The 18,189-nt window shown below is 72.1% G+C and carries 19 protein-coding genes; 8 read left to right on the top strand and 11 right to left on the bottom strand.

Annotated features, from left to right (window positions below; translation table 11 throughout):
• Positions 1-75: 75 nt before the first annotated feature.
• The 7 genes from gshB to rdgB are packed head-to-tail and all read right to left on the bottom strand — an operon-like array spanning position 76 to position 5,152.
• Positions 76-1,023, bottom strand: coding sequence for a glutathione synthase (gene gshB / locus ACK4TT_RS10895; protein ID WP_409640286.1), 948 nt, complete (start codon positions 1,021-1,023; stop codon positions 76-78).
• A 57-nt stretch (positions 1,024-1,080) separates the two neighbouring features.
• Positions 1,081-1,299, bottom strand: coding sequence for a helix-turn-helix domain-containing protein (locus ACK4TT_RS10890; protein WP_409640400.1), 219 nt, complete (start codon positions 1,297-1,299; stop codon positions 1,081-1,083).
• Positions 1,300-1,310: 11 nt separating this feature from the next.
• Positions 1,311-2,126 carry a transglutaminase family protein gene (locus ACK4TT_RS10885; protein WP_410212982.1) on the bottom strand — a complete coding sequence of 272 codons (816 nt, stop codon included), beginning with the start codon at positions 2,124-2,126 and terminating at the stop codon, positions 1,311-1,313.
• Positions 2,127-2,148: 22 nt separating this feature from the next.
• Positions 2,149-2,520 (bottom strand): YraN family protein, encoded by a 372-nt coding sequence (locus tag ACK4TT_RS10880; protein ID WP_409640292.1) that lies wholly within the window; start codon positions 2,518-2,520, stop codon positions 2,149-2,151.
• Positions 2,517-3,383: a 16S rRNA (cytidine(1402)-2'-O)-methyltransferase gene (rsmI, locus tag ACK4TT_RS10875; protein WP_410212981.1), complete on the bottom strand. Its 867-nt coding sequence runs from the start codon at positions 3,381-3,383 to the stop codon at positions 2,517-2,519. The genes ACK4TT_RS10880 and rsmI overlap by 4 nt, the downstream gene beginning before the upstream one ends.
• A gap of 42 nt (positions 3,384-3,425) precedes the next feature.
• Positions 3,426-4,556 carry a radical SAM family heme chaperone HemW gene (gene hemW / locus ACK4TT_RS10870; protein ID WP_410212980.1) on the bottom strand — a complete coding sequence of 377 codons (1,131 nt, stop codon included), beginning with the start codon at positions 4,554-4,556 and terminating at the stop codon, positions 3,426-3,428.
• Entirely contained in the window at positions 4,553-5,152 is a 600-nt protein-coding gene (gene rdgB / locus ACK4TT_RS10865) for an RdgB/HAM1 family non-canonical purine NTP pyrophosphatase (RefSeq protein WP_409640300.1), read from the bottom strand. Before rdgB ends, hemW begins: the two co-directional genes overlap by 4 nt.
• 387 nt (positions 5,153-5,539) lie before the next feature.
• Here rdgB and ACK4TT_RS10860 point away from each other — a divergent pair, with 387 nt between their 5' ends.
• The gene (locus ACK4TT_RS10860; RefSeq protein ID WP_409640303.1) at positions 5,540-6,070 is read left to right on the top strand and encodes a DUF2975 domain-containing protein; all 531 of its coding nucleotides are present in this window, start codon (positions 5,540-5,542) and stop codon (positions 6,068-6,070) included.
• Between the two features lies 1 nt (position 6,071).
• Entirely contained in the window at positions 6,072-6,305 is a 234-nt protein-coding gene (locus ACK4TT_RS10855; protein WP_409640305.1) for a helix-turn-helix domain-containing protein, read from the top strand.
• Here ACK4TT_RS10855 and rph read toward each other — a convergent pair.
• Complete coding sequence (gene rph / locus ACK4TT_RS10850; protein WP_410212979.1) at positions 6,302-7,018, bottom strand: ribonuclease PH; 717 nt, start codon at positions 7,016-7,018, stop codon at positions 6,302-6,304. The two genes, ACK4TT_RS10855 and rph, sit on opposite strands and share 4 nt — an antisense overlap.
• A gap of 81 nt (positions 7,019-7,099) precedes the next feature.
• Here rph and hrcA point away from each other — a divergent pair, with 81 nt between their 5' ends.
• The 3 genes from hrcA (at position 7,100) to dnaN (ending at position 10,054) form a co-directional block, all read left to right on the top strand.
• Positions 7,100-8,194 (top strand): heat-inducible transcriptional repressor HrcA, encoded by a 1,095-nt coding sequence (gene hrcA / locus ACK4TT_RS10845; RefSeq protein WP_409640311.1) that lies wholly within the window; start codon positions 7,100-7,102, stop codon positions 8,192-8,194.
• Between the two features lie 15 nt (positions 8,195-8,209).
• Positions 8,210-8,815, top strand: coding sequence for a nucleotide exchange factor GrpE (gene grpE / locus ACK4TT_RS10840; RefSeq protein WP_409640314.1), 606 nt, complete (start codon positions 8,210-8,212; stop codon positions 8,813-8,815).
• 120 nt (positions 8,816-8,935) lie between these two features.
• Positions 8,936-10,054, top strand: a complete 1,119-nt coding sequence (dnaN, locus tag ACK4TT_RS10835) for a DNA polymerase III subunit beta (protein ID WP_409640317.1) — start codon at positions 8,936-8,938, stop codon at positions 10,052-10,054.
• 140 nt (positions 10,055-10,194) lie between these two features.
• Here the strand turns inward: dnaN and ACK4TT_RS10830 are convergent, their stop codons facing one another.
• Entirely contained in the window at positions 10,195-10,509 is a 315-nt protein-coding gene (locus ACK4TT_RS10830; protein WP_409640320.1) for a zinc-finger domain-containing protein, read from the bottom strand.
• A gap of 107 nt (positions 10,510-10,616) precedes the next feature.
• On the opposite strand from ACK4TT_RS10830, the gene ACK4TT_RS10825 reads away from it, so the two are divergent.
• Positions 10,617-11,570, top strand: coding sequence for an ABC transporter ATP-binding protein (locus ACK4TT_RS10825; protein ID WP_409640323.1), 954 nt, complete (start codon positions 10,617-10,619; stop codon positions 11,568-11,570).
• Between the two features lie 16 nt (positions 11,571-11,586).
• Here ACK4TT_RS10825 and ACK4TT_RS10820 read toward each other — a convergent pair whose 3' ends face one another.
• Complete coding sequence (locus ACK4TT_RS10820; protein ID WP_409640326.1) at positions 11,587-12,150, bottom strand: N-acetyltransferase family protein; 564 nt, start codon at positions 12,148-12,150, stop codon at positions 11,587-11,589.
• An 80-nt stretch (positions 12,151-12,230) separates the two neighbouring features.
• On the opposite strand from ACK4TT_RS10820, the gene mutS reads away from it, so the two are divergent.
• Positions 12,231-14,918: a DNA mismatch repair protein MutS gene (gene mutS, locus ACK4TT_RS10815; RefSeq protein ID WP_410212978.1), complete on the top strand. Its 2,688-nt coding sequence runs from the start codon at positions 12,231-12,233 to the stop codon at positions 14,916-14,918.
• Here mutS and ACK4TT_RS10810 read toward each other — a convergent pair.
• Positions 14,899-15,255, bottom strand: a complete 357-nt coding sequence (locus tag ACK4TT_RS10810; protein WP_410212977.1) for a hypothetical protein — start codon at positions 15,253-15,255, stop codon at positions 14,899-14,901. The two genes, mutS and ACK4TT_RS10810, sit on opposite strands and share 20 nt — an antisense overlap.
• Before the next feature lie 113 nt (positions 15,256-15,368).
• On the opposite strand from ACK4TT_RS10810, the gene ACK4TT_RS10805 reads away from it, so the two are divergent.
• A complete protein-coding gene (locus ACK4TT_RS10805; protein WP_409640333.1) occupies positions 15,369-18,188 on the top strand; it encodes a [protein-PII] uridylyltransferase in 2,820 nt (939 codons plus the stop codon).
• Position 18,189: the final 1 nt, after the last annotated feature.

Below are 18,189 nucleotides of genomic sequence, written 5' to 3'. Positions count from 1 at the left end.
ATCAAGAACAAAAACGGAACCAAGGGGGAATATGCGACCGGCCTGAAACCGTCGCGTGCAATTTATGGATTCACCCTACGCCGGGCGGCGCAGCTCTTCAATGCGGGTCCACATCACATCCGCGGCGTCGATCCCCGTGAACCGCTTCAGGGCCACGGCGCCGGTCGGCGAGGTCACGTTGATCTCGGTGAGGTAGTCGCCGATCACGTCGATGCCGACGAAGATCAGCCCCCGCGACTTCAGCTCCGGGCCGATGGTGGCGCAGATCTCGCGGTCGCGCGCCGTGAGCTCCACGGGCTCGGCCTTGCCGCCCACGGCCAGGTTCGAGCGGATCTGGCCCTTCTCGGGCACGCGGTTGATGGCGCCCACGGGTTCGCCGTCGACCAGCAGGATGCGCTTGTCGCCCTTGGTCACCGACGGCAGGAACTTCTGCACGATCACCGGCTCGCGGCCGATCTGGGCGTGCAGCTCCAGGAGGGCGTCGATGTTGGGGTCGTCCTTCAGGTGACGGGTCACGCCCGAGCCGCCGCGGCCGTTCAGCGGCTTCATCACGATGTCGCCATGGCGGGCGCGGAATTCGTAGATCGCCTCCTTGTCCTGGGTGATCAGGGTGGGCGGCTGCAGGCCGGGAAACGTCGTGACGAACAGCTTCTCGGGCGCGTTGCGCACCTCGCGGGGGTTGTTGACCACCAGCACCTGCGGATGGACCGCCTCGAGGAAGAACGTCGTGTCGATGTAGTGCATGTCGAACGGCGGGTCCTGGCGCAGCAGCACCACGTCGAACTCGGTGAGCTCCGTCCGACGCCAGGGGCCTAGGGTGGCGTGGCCGCCGGCCACCCGCTGGACCCGCACGTCGCGGCCCCGGGCGAACACCCGGCCGTCCTCCATGGCCAGCTTGTCGGTGGTGTAGACGAACAGGGAATGGCCCCGGGCCTGGGCCGCCTCCATCATCAGGAAGGTCGTGTCGCCCTCGATGTTGACGCCCTCGATGGGGTCCATCTGGACGGCGACCTTCAACGACATGGCTTCCCCCGGCGGCGGTTCGTGTCCCCGCCACATAGGGCGGCGAGCGCCTGAGCGCTAGCTGTGGAGTCTCGACAGGTTGTCCCGATCCAAGCCGAGGCGGCCGAGCTTCTCGATGTCGATGTGGATCAGGTCGCCGGCCGCCTCGCGCTCATAGCGCACCACCGGCGCGGCCTGCTCCAGGCCCTTCGGACCCTGGGCCTCGAACCGCTCCACCCACTTGTAGACCGTCTTCACGCGCACCCCGAAGGCCGCCGTCACCACCTTCACCGGCATGCAGCTCACAGCTAGTTCAGCCGCAGGCGCACGCGTTCCCGTTGCGCGCGAGCCGCCAGCGCCGCGCCGCCGTCGAGCGAGGTGGCCCGCTGCAGCGCCTCCAGCGCGCCGGCCAGCGCGCCCTGTCCCTCGCGGGCCGAGGCCACGTCCAGCCACGGGCGGTGGTCGCTGGGGTCGAGCAGCGCCCGGCGCAGCGCGGCGCGCTCGGCCCGGCGATAGTCCCTTACGGCGCTCGCGCGGGCGAAGATGATGTTCTGCAGCCGCATCAGCACCGCCCGGTCGCTGACCGGGGCCATCAGGCGGTCCAACCGGTCGGCGACGTTGGGAGTGAGCCCCGCATGCAGCGCCCGCCGGGTCAGCTCGGACGGCAGCACCACGCGACCCTCCGAGAACGGGTCGAGCGCCAGCGGGCCTTCCTCGGTCTCGATGCGCAGCAGGAAATGGCCGGGGAAGTCCACGCCCTGCACCTGGAGGCCGCAACGGCGGGCGGCGTGGATGTAGTAGACGCCCAGGGTCACGGCGAGGCCCCGCCGCGTCTCGGCCACGGCGATCACGTCGGCGTTGTCCAGGTCCTCGGCGTTGAACAGGTCGCCCGACAGGCGCAGGTCGCCCGCCATAGCCTCGGCCAGGGCCTCCTCGGCGCTCTCGCGCTTCAGGCGTTCCGCCAGCCGTTGGACCGCGGCCCCGCCCAGCTCCCGCGCGATCGCCGGGTCGCGCGCAGGGTCCTCGTGGATCGCGCACGCGATGGCGGCTTCCAGCAGCGGGAACCGCCCTTCTGGCGCGCTCCCGGCCTCGCGCAGGATGGTCTCGGCCTCTTGGTGGTCCATTCTTAAGGTCGCGAACCCGTCCTCAATCGCCCTTCCAGGCGTCGGGAATATGCATAGGAAGACGCCCGGGCGCGAGCGCCAGCAGGTCGAGGCGAACCGACGCACCCGAAAGCGCCGGCCGCTTGGCCGCCAGCGTCGAGGCCGCCCGCCGCAGGCGGTCGCGCTGGTCGAAGCCCACGGCCTCGAGCGCGGCGCGAAGGTCGGCGCGGCGCTTGACCTCGACCACCGCCAGGACCGGCCCGCGCTTGGCCAGGAGGTCGATCTCGGCCAGCGGCGTCTTCAGGCGGAAGCCCAGGATGCGGTAGCCCTTCAGCATCAGCCACAGCGCCGCCAGCACCTCGCCGCGCCGGCCCGAGACCCGGGCGGCCGCGCCGCGCGCCCGGCGCACGTTCACCGCTTCAGCTCCAGGGCCCGCCGGTAGAGCTCGCGCCGGGGCAGGCCCAGCGCCCTGGCCACCTCGGCGGCCGCGTCGGCCGGCTTCAGGCGGGCGAGCGCCTCGGCCAGGGCCGCGTCGGCGTCGGCGGGGGTGGCTTCGGTCTCGCGCCCCGGACCGACCAGCACCACGATCTCGCCCTTCGGCGCCTCGAACCTGGAATCGGCCGCCAGGTCGGCGAGACGCCCCCGCACGACCGTCTCGTAGAGCTTGGTGAGTTCGCGGCAGACCACGGCCTCGCGCTCGCCGCCCAGCACCTGCGCCATGTCGGCCAGGCTGGAGGCCAGCCGCGAGCCGCCCTCGAAGAAGACCAGGGTGGCGCGCACGCCCGCCACCTCGGCCAGGAAGGTCTTGCGCGCCGCGGACTTCGGCGGCGGGAAACCCGCGAACAGGAAACGGTCGGTGGGCAGGCCGGCGACGGACAGACCGGCCAGCAGGGCCGAGGCGCCGGGTATGGGGCGCACCGGATGTCCCGCCGCAGCGGCCTCGCGCACCAGCCGGAAGCCCGGGTCCGAGACCAGCGGCGTGCCGGCGTCCGAGACGAGCGCCACGCGCCCGCCGTCGGCCAGGATCGCGAGCGCCCGGGGCAGGGCGCGGGTCTCGCCGTGCTCGTCGCAGCGTTCCAGCTTCGCCGTGAGGCCGAAAGCCTGCAAAAGCTTTCCGGCCACGCGGGTGTCCTCGGCCAGGACCAGATCGGCCCGGTTCAGCACGTCCAGGGCCCGAAGGGTGATGTCGCGCAGGTTCCCGATGGGCGTCGCCACCACATAGAGCCCGGGCGCGAGCGGCGCGTCGTCGAGGACGGGAGGCGGAAGGGCGCGGGCCATGGCCGAGGCTTCGCCGCTAAAGCGCCCGATGGCAAGCGCCGGCTACGCCAGCAGCTCGCGGGTGATGGCGTCGAGGACATGGCGGCCCTGGGCCGTGGCGCGCAGGCGGGCCGGATCGTCGGCGAGCAGGCCCAGCTCCACGAGGCGGGCGATCCGCTCAGGGAGAATGTCGAGGACGGCGACCTCCTCACGGCACACCCCTTGCGCGATCCGCAGACCGCTCAGGACGCGTTCCTGGGCCGCCTCGACCGGCGTCAGCAGCTCGCGCGTCCCGCCCTCTCCCGCGATGTAGTCGCCGGGCCGGTCGGCGGCCGTTGTGGCGACCCGGCCCTCGGGCGTCGTGATCCGCCCGTGTGCGCCGGGCCCTGCGCCGACGTAGTCCCAGCCCCGCCAGTAGACGAGGTTGTGGCGCGAGCGGGCCGCCTCGCCGCGGGCGTGGTTCGAGACCTCGTAGGCGTCGAAACCGGCGGCCTCCAGGACGGTCTGGGTGGTTTCGAAAAGCTCGGCGGCGGGGTCTTCGGCCGGCGGGACGAGGGTCCCGCGCCGCACGGCGCGCTCGAAGGCGGTGCCCGCCTCGATGGTGAGCTGGTAGGGCGAGACGTGCTCGGCCCCGAGGGCGAGCGCCGCCTTCAGCTCCTGGGCCCACGCCCCGGGCGTCTGGCCCGGCCGGGCGTAGATCAGGTCGACGGAGAGCCTGGGGAAGGTCCGGGCGGCGACCTCGGCGGCGCGCCGGCCCTCGGCGGCCCCGTGGTTGCGGCCCAGCAGCTTCAGCGCCGCGTCGTCCAGCGACTGCAGCCCCAGCGACAGCCGGTTCACGCCCGCCTCGGCGAAGGCGGCGAACCGGTCGGCTTCCGCGTCGGTGGGGTTGGCCTCCAGCGTCACCTCGAGATCGGCCGCGGGCGTCCAGAGCCGCCGGGCCTCGTCCACGATCTCGGCTGTCCAGGCGGGGTCCATCAGCGACGGCGTGCCGCCGCCGAAGAACACCGAGACCAGGTCGCGGGGACCCGTCAGCTCCCGTTGCGCCGCCAGGTCGTCGAGGATCGCGCGGACCAGCGCCTCCGCCTCGACCTCGCGGCCCCGCGCCCGGAAGACGTTGAAGTCGCAGTAGGGGCAGATCCGCGCGCAGTAGGGCCAGTGGACATAGACCCCGAGCGGCGGGGCGGGGGTGGTCACAGCAGGGCGGCCTTCAGCTTATCGAAGGCCCGGGAGCGATGGGAGAGGCCGTCCTTCACGGCGGGCTCCAGCTCGCCGAAGGTCTGCGCGTGTCCTTCCGGGACGAAGATGGGATCGTAGCCGAAGCCGTTGGTTCCCCGGGGCGGAAAGGTCAGCACGCCGTCCACCCGGCCTTCGACCACGACGGCGGGTCCGTCCGGCCAGGCCACGGCGAGCGCGCAGGTGAACCAGGCGGCGAGGTCGTCGGCCCCCGCCTCCTCCAGCCGTTGCTCGACCTTGCGCATGGCTTCGGCGAAGTCCTTGGCGGGTCCGGCCCAGCGGGCGGAATAGATCCCCGGCGCGCCGTCCAGCGCCCTCACCGACAGGCCCGAGTCGTCGGCCAGGGCCACCAGGCCCGAGGCCTCGGCCGCGGCGCGCGCCTTGAGCAGGGCGTTGCCGGCGAAGGTGGTCTCGGTCTCGTCCGGCTCGGGGAGCCCCAGGCTTCCGGCGGTCACGATGTCGAAGCGGCCGTCGAGGATCTCGGCCAGCTCGCGGGCCTTGCCGGGATTGTGCGTGGCCACCACCAGCCGCGTCCCCGCCTCCAGCTTCAGCGCCATCGCTTTAACTCCGTCTTTACCCGCGCGGGACCATAGCGCCCGCCCGCTGTGTTGCATTGCAAAAGTTTAATATCGTTACTCGATGTTCATTTGATCGAGAAACGATGTGCGCGTATCGATTATCGCCATGGGGACAGCGGTTCCCGCCCAAATCTCGCTGCACCGCAGCAAACAAGACAAGGAGAGTTCAAATGTCTGCTTCCGCCATGAACCTGCTCGACCGGGTCGCCATGAGCTTCGTCGTGATCCTCGGCGCCTTCCCCATGCTGGCCATCGCCTCGGCCCAACTCTAGGCTGATCCCCGAGATGGGTTTTGTCCGACCCGCCCCGGACCCGGAACCTCGCGGCCGGGCCGCGGCGGGTTCCGGCCTGAAGGGGGAATGGGCCATGCGCGCGCTGGGTCCTGGATCGGTTTCCAGCTTCCTGAAGATCATCCTGGACGTGGTGTTCGCCGCCCTGTGGGTCGGCGTCGCGGTCCTGGCGCTCATCACGCTCGCGGCGCTGCTGCTGAGCTTCAACCCCGACCTCCTGGCCGACGTGAAGCTCGACGGCTCGGCCGGCGAGCTGGCCCAGCGCGGCCCGGTGATGGCCGCGGGCCTCATGGCCGCCGCGCTCTACCTGGCGGGCATCCTGGTGATCGTGGGCTGCCTGCGCCGCATCTTCGTCACGCTCACCGTGGGCGACCCCTTTCACCCGGACAACGTGGCGCGGCTGCGCCTGATCGGGGTGATGCTGGCCGGCCTCGAGCTCGGCCGCTACGCGCTCTGGGCCGTGGGGGCCTGGATGCTGCCCGACATCTCCGAGGTGAAGCCCACCTTCAGTCTCACCGCCTGGTTCTCGGTCCTGGTCGTCTTCGTCCTGGCCGAGGTGTTCCGTGAAGGCGCGCGCCTGCGCCGCGAAGCCGAGCTGACCATCTGACATGCCGATCCGCGTGCAACTCGACCGCGTCCTCCTGGAACGCCGCATGTCGCTGACGGAGCTGGCCGACCGTGTGGGCGTGACCATCGCCAACCTGTCGATCCTCAAGACCGGCAAGGCCCGCGCGGTGCGGTTCTCCACCCTGGCGGCCCTTTGCCGCGAGCTGGACTGCCAGCCCGGCGACCTGCTCGTCTACGAACCCGGCCCCGACGAGCCGCCCGAGGACGAAGGCTAGAGGCCCGCCGCCGCCCGCTGCATCACGCACAGTTCGCCGATGCCCTTGCGGGCGAGCGAGAACAGGGCCTCGAACTCGGCCTCGGAGAAGCCGCGCTTCTCGCCCGTGGCCTGGATCTCGACGATGTCGCCGTTCCCGGTCAGCACGAAGTTGGCGTCGGCCTCGGCCGTGGAATCCTCCTCGTAGTCGAGGTCGAGCACCGGGGTTCCGGAGAACACCCCGCAGCTGATCGCCGCCACCTGGTCGAGGATCGGGTCGGTGGTGATCAGGCCCTCGTCCAGCAGGTATTTCGTGGCCAGCCGCAGCGCCACCCAGGCCCCGGTGATCGAGGCCGTACGCGTGCCGCCGTCGGCCTGGATGACGTCGCAGTCCACCGTGATCTGGCGCTCGCCCAGGGCCTTGAGGTCCACCACCGCGCGCAGGGAGCGGCCGATCAGGCGCTGGATCTCCTGGGTGCGGCCCGACTGCTTGCCCTGGGCGGCCTCGCGCCGGCCGCGCGTGTGGGTGGCCCGGGGCAGCATGCCGTACTCGGCCGTGACCCAGCCCTGGCCCTTGCCGCGCAGGAACGGCGGCACGCCTTCCTCCAGGCTGGCCGTCACCAGCACCTTGGTGTGGCCGAAGCTCACCAGGCACGAGCCCTCGGCGTAGCGGTTCACGCCCGTTTCCAGGGTCACCGGGCGGAGGGCGTCGGGGGTGCGTTCGGAGGGGCGCATCGGGTCTGGAACTCTTGAGAAGGGTCGGGCGTCTTGCGCCGGAGAAGGCCGCGCTTATCCTAGATCAGGAAGGTCCAGTCCATGGGCGCACCGAAACCGCACGCTGACGTGACACATCCGATCTTCGCCCGCGGGCCGTCGCTCGCCGAACTCGACGACCGCGCGCGGGACATCTTCCGCCGCATCGTGGAGAGCTACCTCGAGACGGGCGAGCCGGTGGGCTCGCGCACCCTGTCGAAGGGCGGCCTGCCGCTGTCGCCGGCCTCGATCCGCAACACCATGCAGGACCTGACCCAGCTCGGCCTGCTGGGCGCGCCGCACGTCAGCGCCGGGCGCCTGCCGACCCACGCGGGCCTGCGCCTCTTCGTCGACGGCCTGCTGGAAGTGGGCGATGTGGGCGAGGCCGAGCGGCGAGACATCGAGGCCCGGCTGATGGCCCATGGCCGCAACTACGAGGACGCGCTCAACGAGGCCTCGAAGATCCTCTCGGGCCTGGCGGGCGGGGCGGGCGTGGTGGTCACCCCGATCCGCGACGCCGGCGTGACCCACGTGGAGTTCGTGCCGCTCTCGGGCGAGCGGACCCTGGCCATCATGGTCTTCGACGACGGCACGGTGGAGAACCGGCTGATCCGGCGGCCCATGGGCGTCACCCCCTCGGCGCTGCAGGAGGCCTCGAACTTCCTCAACGCCCGGATGCGTGGCCGCACGCTCACCGAGGCCAAGGTCGACCTGAAGGCCGAGCTGGAGCGGGCCCGGCGCGAGCTGGACGAGACCGCCGCGCGCCTGGTCGAGGACGGCCTGGCCGCCTGGGGCGGCGGGGAGGGGGACGAGCGCGCCCTCATCGTCCGCGGCCGCGCCAACCTGCTGGAGGACCGCGAGGCCATCGAGGACCTCGAGCGCGTCCGCTCTCTCTTCGAGGACCTGGAGCAGAAGGAGCAGCTCATCCAGCTCCTGGACGGGGTGCGCGACGGCCAGGGCGTGCGCATCTTCATCGGCGCCGAGACGCGGCTCTTCTCGCTTTCCGGTTCCGCCGTGATCGCGGCGCCCTATATGACGGGGTCGCAGCGGGTGGTGGGCGCGATCGGCGTGATCGGCCCCGCCCGCCTGAACTATGCCCGGGTCATCCCGCTGGTGGACTACACCGCCCGCGTGCTTGGCCAGGTGATGAACGCTTAGAGATCCAGGTAGGACATGTCCGACGACAACACCCCCGCTCAGGCCGACGACGGCTTCGACTTCGCCACGGCCGACGCCGAGGCGCTGAAGGCCGAGGTCCAGGCCCTCAAGGAGCAGGTGCTGCGCTACGCCGCCGAGGCCGAGAACACGCGTCGCCGCGCCGAGCGCGAGATGAACGACGCGCGGGCCTACGCCATCCAGAAGTTCGCCCGCGACCTCCTGGGCGTGGCCGACAACCTCGACCGGGCCATGACCGCCGCGCCCGCCGACCATGCCGAGAGCGCGGTGAAGAACTTCGTGGTCGGCGTCGAGATGACCGCCAAGGAGCTGCTGGGCGCCTTCGAGCGCAACGGCCTGAAGAAGATCGACCCGGCCAAGGGCGAGAAGTTCGACCCCCACAAGCACCAGGCGATGATGGAGCAACCCGGGACCGACGTGGCCCCCGGCGGCGTCATCCAGGTGCTGCAGCCCGGCTACGAGCTCCTGGGCCGCCTCGTACGACCCGCCATGGTGGTGGTGGCGGCCAAGGACGCCGGCGCGGGCCCCGACGGCGGCCAGGGCAATCCCTACGCCGGCGGCGAGGGCGGGGAATCGGGCGGGGCTGTGGACACCCGCGCCTAATCGCTTCCGAGGCCTTTCCCCTCTCGGGAATTTGGCTAATGTCGCAGGTCCCTTCCTTTCGGGGTGCGTGGGCGCGGAGCTGATTCGCGCGTCCGCGCAGAGGCGAGCCGGGACCTAAGAATGAAGCTGACGATCGAACGCGCCGCGCTGCTCCGGGCCCTGGGCCACGTGCAGAGCGCGGTGGAGCGCCGCAACACCATTCCGATCCTGTCGAACGTGCTGCTGTCGGCCGAGCGCGACCGGCTGACGTTTTCGGCGACCGATCTCGACATGGAGATCATCGACGAGGCGCTGGCCCAGGTGGACCAGCCCGGCCAGATCACCGCGCCGGCCCACACCCTCTACGAGATCGTCCGCAAGCTGCCCGAGGGCGCCGACGTCTCGCTCAGCTTCACGGGCGAGGACCCCCGGCTGACGGTCCAGGCCGGCCGCTCGCGCTTCAACCTGCCGGTCCTGCCGGCCGGCGACTTCCCGGTGATGTCGGCCGAGGGCTTCGGCGGCTCGATGGGGGTGGATGTCGCCGACCTGATCCGGCTGATCGACAAGACCCGCTTCGCCATCTCGGCGGAGGAGACCCGCTACTACCTGAACGGCCTCTACCTCCACACCGTGATGATCGACGGTCAGGCTCGCCTGCGGGCGGTGGCCACCGACGGCTCGCGGCTCGCCCTGGCCGACATGCCCGCGCCCGAGGGGGCCGCCGGCGCGCCGGGCGTCATCGTGCCGCGCAAGACGGTGGGCGAGGCGCGCCGCCTGCTGGAGGACGCCGGCGAGAGCGTCGACCTGCAGATCAGCCCCCAGAAGATCCGCTTCGAGTTCAACGGCGCGGCGCTGACGTCCAAGGTCATCGACGGCAATTTCCCCGACTACGGCCGCGTCATCCCCAAGGACAACACCCGCATCGTAATGGTCGACGCCAAGCTGTTCGCGCAGGCCGTGGACCGCGTGGCCACCATCTCGGCCGAGAAGAGCCGTTCGGTGCGCATGGCCTTGGAGCCCGGCAAGGTGGTGCTCACCGTCCGCAACATGGAAGCCGGCCAGGCGGTGGAGGAGCTCGAGATCGACTACGACGGCGAGCCCTTCGAGCTGTCGTTCAACGCCCGCTACCTGCTGGACATCACCGACCAGATCAGTGGCGAGAGCGCGGAGTTCCGCTTCGGCGGCCCGAACGACCCGGCCCTGGTCCTCGATCCCGCCGACGTGGACGTCCAGTACATCCTGATGCCGCTGCGGGTGTGATTTCCCTCCCTTGATGGGGAGGGACAGCGCGCCGAAGGCGCGCAGGGCGGGGAGGTCGCGATCAGGCTCCGCGCCTGGGGACAAGCCGCCCCACCCGTCTCGCTGCGCTCGCCACCCTCCCCATGAAGGGGAGGCAAAGCTCAATGCCCGTGGCTGCCTTCGTAGACGCCGGGGGCCAGGCGTTCGTCCTCGGCGCCTTCCGAGCCGTGGGCCAGGACGAAGCGGCGGTCGCAGTAGGGGCACTCGACGAAGTCGGCCTCGCCCATCTCCAGCCACACGCGCGGATGGCCGAGCGCCCCGCCGACGCCGTCGCAGGCCACGCGATGCGAGCGCACCACCACCGTCTCCGGCGGGGGGACGTCGGGCGTCACCGCCGGCTTGGCCGGCGCGGGCTCGGGCCGCTTCTGAGCCTTGGCGGCCTTCTTGACGGGCGTGGTGGCGGGTTTGCGGGCCATCGGACCAATCTCTCCTGCGACGGCTCCTTGGCGGGGCCGCGGCGCGCGCCTAGGTATGCGACCACGGCTTTCGCCGTCAACGACGGCCCTCCCCAAAGTTGGACTCCATGGACCTTCCCGAATACGCGATCGAGGCCAAGGGCCTGGTCAAGACCTACGCAGCCACCAAGACGACGCCCGAGATGCGGGCGCTCAAGGGCCTGGACCTCGCCATCCCCCGGGGTTCGATCTTCGGCCTCCTGGGGCCGAACGGGGCGGGAAAGTCCACCTTCATCAACATCCTGGCGGGCCTGACCCGGAAGACCTCGGGCACGGTGAGGATCTGGGGCCGGGACATCGACGAGCGGCCCCGCGACGCCCGCGCCGCCATCGGCGTCGTGCCCCAGGAGATCGCCGCCGACCCGTTCTTCACGCCCCGCGAGGCGCTGGAGGTGGCGGCGGGCATGTACGCGGTGCCGAAGTCCGAGCGCCGCACCGACGAACTGCTCGCCGCCCTGGGCCTCGCCGACAAGGCCAAGGCCTACGTCCGCCAGCTCTCGGGCGGCATGAAGCGCCGGCTGATGGTCGCCAAGGCCATGGTCCACAACCCGCCCGTGCTGATCCTCGACGAGCCCACGGCCGGCGTTGACGTGGAGCTGCGCCGCCAGCTCTGGAGCTATGTGCTTGAACTGAACCGCCAGGGCGTGACCATTGTGCTCACCACCCACTACCTGGAAGAGGCCCAGGAGCTCTGCGACCAGATCGCCATCATCAACCGCGGCCAGGTGGTGGCCTGCGAGCCCACGACGACCCTGCTGCGCCGGATGGACACCCGCAACGTGCTGGTGACGCCCGAGACGCCGCTGGAGGCCGCGCCCGAGCTGCCCGGCTTCGAGACCAAATTGCTGAAATCCGGCGGCTTCTCGGTCAGCTACCGCACCGGACAATCGAGCGTCGAGCAGGTGCTGGCCGCCATCCGCAAGGCCGGCATCCACATCCGGGACATCTCCACCGAGGACCCGGACCTGGAAGACGTGTTCGTCAGCCTGACCTACGCCGCCGAGGAGGCGAGCGCGATCTAGCGTTGCTCCCTCTCCGCTACGCGGGGGGAGGGGAGAGAAGGCTCCGGATATCCGCCCACCGGTAGGCCACCTCCCACAGCAGGACGCCGCCCGGCCCCGGTTCGCGCCGGGGCGGCTCGGCCACGCCGCCCAGGTGCTCGTAGAAGGCCCGGGCGGGAAGGTTGTCCCGCAGCACCGAGATCATCAGCGACGTCGCGCCGCGCGCCGCCAGCGCCCGGGCGGCTTCGGTCAGCAGCCGGCGGCCCAGGCCCCGGCCCTGGGCGGAGCGCAGCACATAGAGCACGGTGATCTCGCCTTCGCCGTGCACGCCGCGCCTGGACGGCCCGCCGGAGGCGTAGCCCACGATCCCCTGGCGGTCGGCGGCCGCCAGGGTCATCTCGGGGGTCACGTCGTCCACGAGGCTCAGCGACCGCCGGAAGCGCCGGGCGAAGCCGGGCTCGGACATGCGGGCGAGGAAGGCGTCGGGCAGGAGGCCGGCATAGGTCTCGCGCCAGGAGGTCACGTGCACGTACGCCAGGGCCTCGGCGTCGGCGGGGCCGGGCGGGAAGATCAGGTGCGCTGGCGCGAGGCGCTCGGACATCCATCCACAGCTTGGCGTTGACCGGCCGGGGTTCAAGGGGTCGCGGGACTCACCAAGGCCCGTTAACGTCCGCCGTTCCGATGAACGCCCAGGCTCCCACCACCACGCCCGATCCCGCCGCCGGCGCCTCGCCGGTCATGGCGCAGTACTTCGAGGCCAAGGCGCGCCAGCCGGACGCGCTGGTCTTCTTCCGCATGGGCGACTTCTACGAGCTGTTCTTCGAGGACGCCCAGAAGGCCCACGGGGCGCTGGGCATCACCCTGACCGCCCGGGGCCAGCACGCGGGCGCGCCGATCCCCATGTGCGGCGTGCCGGTTCACGCGGCCGAGGCCTATCTCGCCAAGCTGGTCCGGGCCGGCTTCAAGGTCGCCCTTTGCGAGCAGATGGAGGACCCCGCCGAGGCCCGCAAGCGAGGCTCCAAGTCGGTCGTCCGCCGCGACGTGGTGCGGGTCGTGACCCCCGGCACGCTGACCGAAGAGGGCCTGCTGGACGCCCGGGGCGCCAACCGCCTGGCCGCCGTGGCGGTCCGCGCGGGCGCGGCCGCCGTGGCGAGCGTCGAGCTTTCCACCGGCGAGGTGGAATGCCTGTCCGTCACCGTGGCGGGCCTCGCCTCGGCGCTGGCCGCGCTCGGCCCCTCCGAGATCCTGGTTCCCGACCGGCTGTTCGCCGACGAGGCGGTCAACGCCGCGCTGAAGGCGGCCGGCGGCTTCGTCCAGCCCCTGCCCCAGGCGCTCGCCGAACCCTCGGCCTCGGAGACCCGGCTGAAGCGCCTCTACGGCGTCGAGACCCTGGACGGCTTCGGCCAGCTCTCGGGCGCCGAGGTCTCGGCCCTGGGCCTGATCGCCGCCCACCTGGAGACCACCCAGGCCGGCAAGCTCCCGGCGCTGTCGCCGCCCCGGCGCGCGGGCGAGAGCGACGTCATGGTCATCGACCCGGCGACGCGCGCCAGCCTGGAGATCGAGAGGGCCACCTCCGGCTCGCGCGAGGGCTCGCTGCTGGCCGCCATCGACCGCACCGTCACCGCGCCCGGCGCGCGCCTGCTGGCCGCCCGCCTCGCCCGGCCCCTGCTCGACCCCGCCGCCATCGACGCCCGCCTCGATGCGGTGGCCTGGTTCTGCGAGAAGCGGCGCGAGCGCGAACGCCTGCGCGAGGCGCTCCAGCGCCTGCCCGACATGGCCCGCGCGCTGTCCCGCCTGGCGCTCGGCCGCGGCGGGCCGCGCGACCTGGGCGCGTTGCGCGACGGCCTCTCGACGGGCGAGGCGGTGGTCCGCCTGTTCGCCGAGACGAAGGACCCGCTGGTGGCGCTTCCCGAGGAGATCGCCCAGGCCCTCGCCGCCCTGGACCTCGGCCGCACGCCCGAGCTTTCCGCCTTCCGCGACCTGCTGGCCGAGGGGCTGGGCCCCGACCTGCCGGCGCTGTCCCGCGACGGCGGCTTCGTGGCGGCGGGCGTCCGGCCCGAACTCGACCAGGCGCGCGCGCTCCGCGACGACAGCCGCCGCGTGATCGCGGGCTTGGAAGCCCGCCTCGCCGCGGAGAGCGGGGTCGCGCTCAGGATTCGCCACAACGCGGTCCTGGGCTATTTCGTGGAGTGCACCGCCAAGGCGGCCGAGCCGCTGATGGCGCCGCCGCTGAACGCGACCTTCATCCACCGCCAGACGCTGGCCAACCAGATGCGCTTCACCACCGTGGAGCTGGCCGAGCTGGACGCCAGGATCGCCCAGGCCGCCGAGCGGGCGCTGGCCATCGAGGTCGAGACCTTCGAGGCCTGGCGCGAGGCCGCCTGCGCCGTGGCCGCCCCGATCCAGGCCGCCGCCGAGGCCGCCGCGCGGCTGGACGTGGCCTCAGGCCTGGCCGAATGGGCCGACGACGTGGGCGCGACCCGGCCCGTGGTCGACCGCTCCACCGCCTTCGAGGCCGAGGCCGCCCGCCATCCGGTGGTCGAGGCCGCCGTCCGCCGGGCGGGCGAGGCCTTCACGCCAAACGACTGCCGACTGGACGGACAGGGCGTGAGCGGGGCCCGGCTCTCCATCGTCACCGGCCCGAACATGGCAGGTAAGTCCACCTTCCTGCGGCAGAACGCGCTCCTGGCCGTGCTCGCCCAGGCCGGCTGCTTCGTGCCCGCGAAGCGGCTGCGGATCGGGGTCGTCGACCGGCTGTTCAGCCGGGTGGGAGCCGGCGACGACCTGGCCCGGGGCCGGTCCACCTTCATGCTGGAGATGGTCGAGACGGCGGCCATCCTGACCCAGGCCACGCCGCGCAGCCTCGTCATCCTCGACGAGATCGGCCGCGGGACCGCCACCTACGACGGCCTGGCCATCGCCTGGGCCTGCATCGAGCACCTGCACGAGACCAGCCGCTGCCGGGCGCTGTTCGCCACCCACTACCACGAGCTCGCGGTGCTGGAGGACCGGCTGGCCTATGTCGCCAACCTCTCGCTCAGGGCCAAGGAGTGGAACGGCGACCTCATCTTCCTGCACGAGGCCGGACCCGGTCCCGCCGACCGCTCCTACGGCGTGCAGGTGGCCAAGCTGGCCGGCGTGCCCCCGGCCGTGGTCGCCCGCGCCAGACAGGTTCTGGAGCGCCTGGAGCGCGAGGCGGGCGCCCCGGCCCACCTGGAGGACCTGCCGCTGTTCGCCGCGGTCGCCGAGCCCGAGGCCCGCTTCGGCCCCTCGCCGGTGGAGGAGGCGCTGCGCGCCCTCGACCCCGACGGCATGAGCCCCCGCGAGGCCATGGACGCCCTCTACCGGCTCAAGGGGTTGCTGGCTTAGTCCGGGCCCGCTTCCGCTTCACCACCGTAACCGTGAAGGCCTGGCGCCCGCCGGCCTTCAGGCGCTTGCGGGCCTCGTCGGCCACGCCGGACCGCCCCGTGCTGGCGGCGGTCGCCGTGGTCATGGCGGGCCTGGCCTTGGGGGCGGCGATGCCGTGGCGCTTGCGGGCGCGGGCGTCCTGCGCCGCCTGCTCGGCCCGGCTCTGGGCGGTCCGGACCGTCAGGTCCTTGATCAGCGCCTTGCCCTTGCGGGTGCGGCCGGTGAGCGAGGGGGCGACGTAGCGGTTGGCGTTCCAGCCGACGGCGGAAGACCCTCCCCGGTACGATCCCCTGCCCATGGCCTCACGCGGACTCCTCGATGCCGAGCGCGCGGGCATAACGCCCCGATGCAAGGCCGCATAGCCGCAACCCCTCCGCTTCGGGCGCGAACTCGCCTATATGGCTCCCCGACATGCCCCCCCGCCTGCGCCCGACCCCCCTGGAATACGTCGTCGACGGGGTGAAGCTGCGCGCCCAGCTCTCGGCCGCGGCCCTGGAGCATTCGGGCGACGAGCTTTCCCAGCGCAAGGCGGCGCTGGATATCCTCAAGGGCGCGCTCTTCCGCGGCCGGATGATCGCCAAGGAGCGCCTGGAGAACGGGGCCGGCGGCATCGAGACCGCCCGCCTGCTCTCGGGCGTGACCGATCAGGTGGTCCAGGCGCTCTACGACTTCACCACCGTCCACGTGTTCCGGGCCCGCAACCCCACCGAGGGCGAGCGCCTGGCCCTGATGGCCGTGGGCGGCTACGGGCGGGGCACGCTGGCGCCCTTCTCCGACATCGATCTCCTGTTCGTGCGGCCCTACAAGCAGACGGCCCACGCCGAGAGCGTCATCGAGTACATGCTCTACGCGCTCTGGGACCTGGGCTTCAAAGTGGGCCATGCCTCGCGGACCATCGAGGAGTGCCTGAAGCTCTCCCGCGAGGACTTCACCATCCGCACCTCGATCCTGGAGGCGCGGCGCCTGGCCGGGGACGAGAAGCTGGCCGACGAGCTCGTCCGGCGCTTCCGCGACGAGGTGGTGAAGGGCTCGGGGCCCGAGTTCGTGGCCGCCAAGCTCAAGGAGCGCGACGACCGCCACGCCCGCGCCGGGGCCAGCCGCTACATGGTCGAGCCGAACGTGAAGGAGGGGAAGGGCGGCCTGCGCGACCTCAACACCCTGTTCTGGATCGCCCAGTACCTGCATCCCGGCGAGAGCCTGGAGCGGGTCATGCAGCTCGAGATGTTCGAGCGGCGCGAGGTGCGCACCTTCATCCGCGCCTTCGACTTCCTGTGGGCCGTGCGCTGCCACCTGCACTTCGCCACCGGCCGGCCCGAGGAGCGGCTGACCTTCGACCTGCAGCCCGAGATCGCCCGGCGGATGGGCTACGGCGACCGGGGCGACGCGCCGGCCGTCGAGCGGTTCATGCGGCGCTACTTCCTGTTCGCCAAGGACGTGGGGACCCTGACGCGGGTGTTCGCCGCCAAGCTGGAGGCCGAGCAGGTCAAGGCCGCGCCCAAGGGCATCAGCCGCTTCATCCCCGGCCGGCGGCAGAAGCGCAAACCCCTGGACGAGCCGGGCTTCCACGAGGTGGGCGGGCGCCTCGACGTCGATCCGGGGATCTTCGAGAAGGACCCGGTCAACCTGCTGCGGCTGTTCCGCATCGCCGACCAGCGGAATCTCGACCTGCACCCCGACGCCTTCACGGCCGCCAGCCGCGCCTCGGGCCTGATCACCTCGGCGGTGCGCCGCGACCGCACGGCGGCCAAGGTGTTCCTCGACATCCTGGCCCGGGGCCGCGACCCGCAGCGGACGCTGGCCCTGATGAACGAGGCGGGCGTCCTGGGCCGCTTCGTGCCCGAGTTCGGGCGCATCGTCGCCCAGATGCAGTTCAACATGTACCACTCGTACACGGTGGACGAGCACACCCTGCGGGCCGTGGGCGTGATCGCCGACATCGCCGCCGGCAGGTTGGCCGACGATCACCCGCTGGCCGTCCAGATCATGCCGCTGATCGCCGACCGCGAGGCCCTGTTCCTGGCCATGCTGCTGCACGACACCGGCAAGGGCGGCGCCGGCGGCCAGGAGCTGGCCGGCGCCCGCTCGGCCCGACAGGTGTGCGAGCGCCTGGGGCTGGAGCGGTCGAAGATCGAGCTGGTCGCCTGGCTGGTCGAGCACCACCTCGTCATGAGCGACTACGCCCAGAAGCGCGACGTCTCCGACCCCCGCACCGTGGCCGACTTCGCCCGCATCGTGCAGACGCCCGAGCGGCTGCGCCTGCTGCTGGTGCTGACCGTGGCCGACATCCGGGCCGTGGGCCCCGGCGTGTGGAACGGCTGGAAGGGTCAGCTCATGCGCGAGCTCTATACCGCCACCGAGGCGATCTTCCGCGGCGGCCGGGGCTCGGACGCCGCCGCCGCGCTCAAGCGCTATCAGGAGAACGCCGCCTACGACGCCCGCGTGGGCCTCGCCAAGGCCGCGCCCGAGGCCGCGCCCTGGGCCGACGCCATGGAGGACGCCTATTTCAGCGCCTTCACCCAGGCCGAGGTGCTGGCCCATGCCAAGCTCGCCCAGCGGGCCGGCCCCGACGGCGCGGCCGCCGAGGGCAAGGTGCGCGCCGAGCTCAACGCCGCAGAGGTCACGGTGGCCGCCGCCGACCGTCCCCGGCTGTTCGTGGACCTGGCCGAGGCGATCACCGCGGCCGGCGCCAACGTGGTCGGGGCGCGGGTCTTCACCTCGCGCGACGGCCATGCGCTCGACGTCTTCTACGTGCAGGACGTGACCGGCCAGCCGTTCGGCGCGCTGGACCCCCGGGCGCTGGCCCGCCTGGCCGAGGGGATCGCCGCCGCCGCCCGGGGGGAACCGCACCCGCACGAGGCCCGCAAGGGGCAGGACCTGGGCCGCACGGCGGCCTTCGACATCCGGCCCACGGTGATGCTGGACAACGACGCGTCCGAAACCTCGACGGTGGTGGAGGCCTCGGGCCGCGACCGGCCGGGCCTCCTGGCGGCGCTGGCCCGCACCATCTCGGACGCCGGCCTGTCGATCCTCTCGGCCCACATCGACGGCTACGGCGAGCGCGCCGTGGACGCTTTCTACGTGGTCGACGCGGACGGCCGGAAGCTGACCGACGCCCGCAAGGGCAACGCGCTCAAGGCCGCCCTCCTGGCGGCCCTGTCCGACGCCGAGGACGAGACCGCGGCCGGCCGCCGCGCCAATTTGCTGAGAGCGCGCGCCAGCGTCGCGCGCTAAA

The organism is Phenylobacterium sp. (assembly GCF_046463815.1).
In the GTDB taxonomy this organism is placed as follows: domain Bacteria; phylum Pseudomonadota; class Alphaproteobacteria; order Caulobacterales; family Caulobacteraceae; genus Phenylobacterium.
Note: the sequence above shows the minus strand (reverse complement) of the source record. Positions and strands in the feature narration are given on the sequence as shown.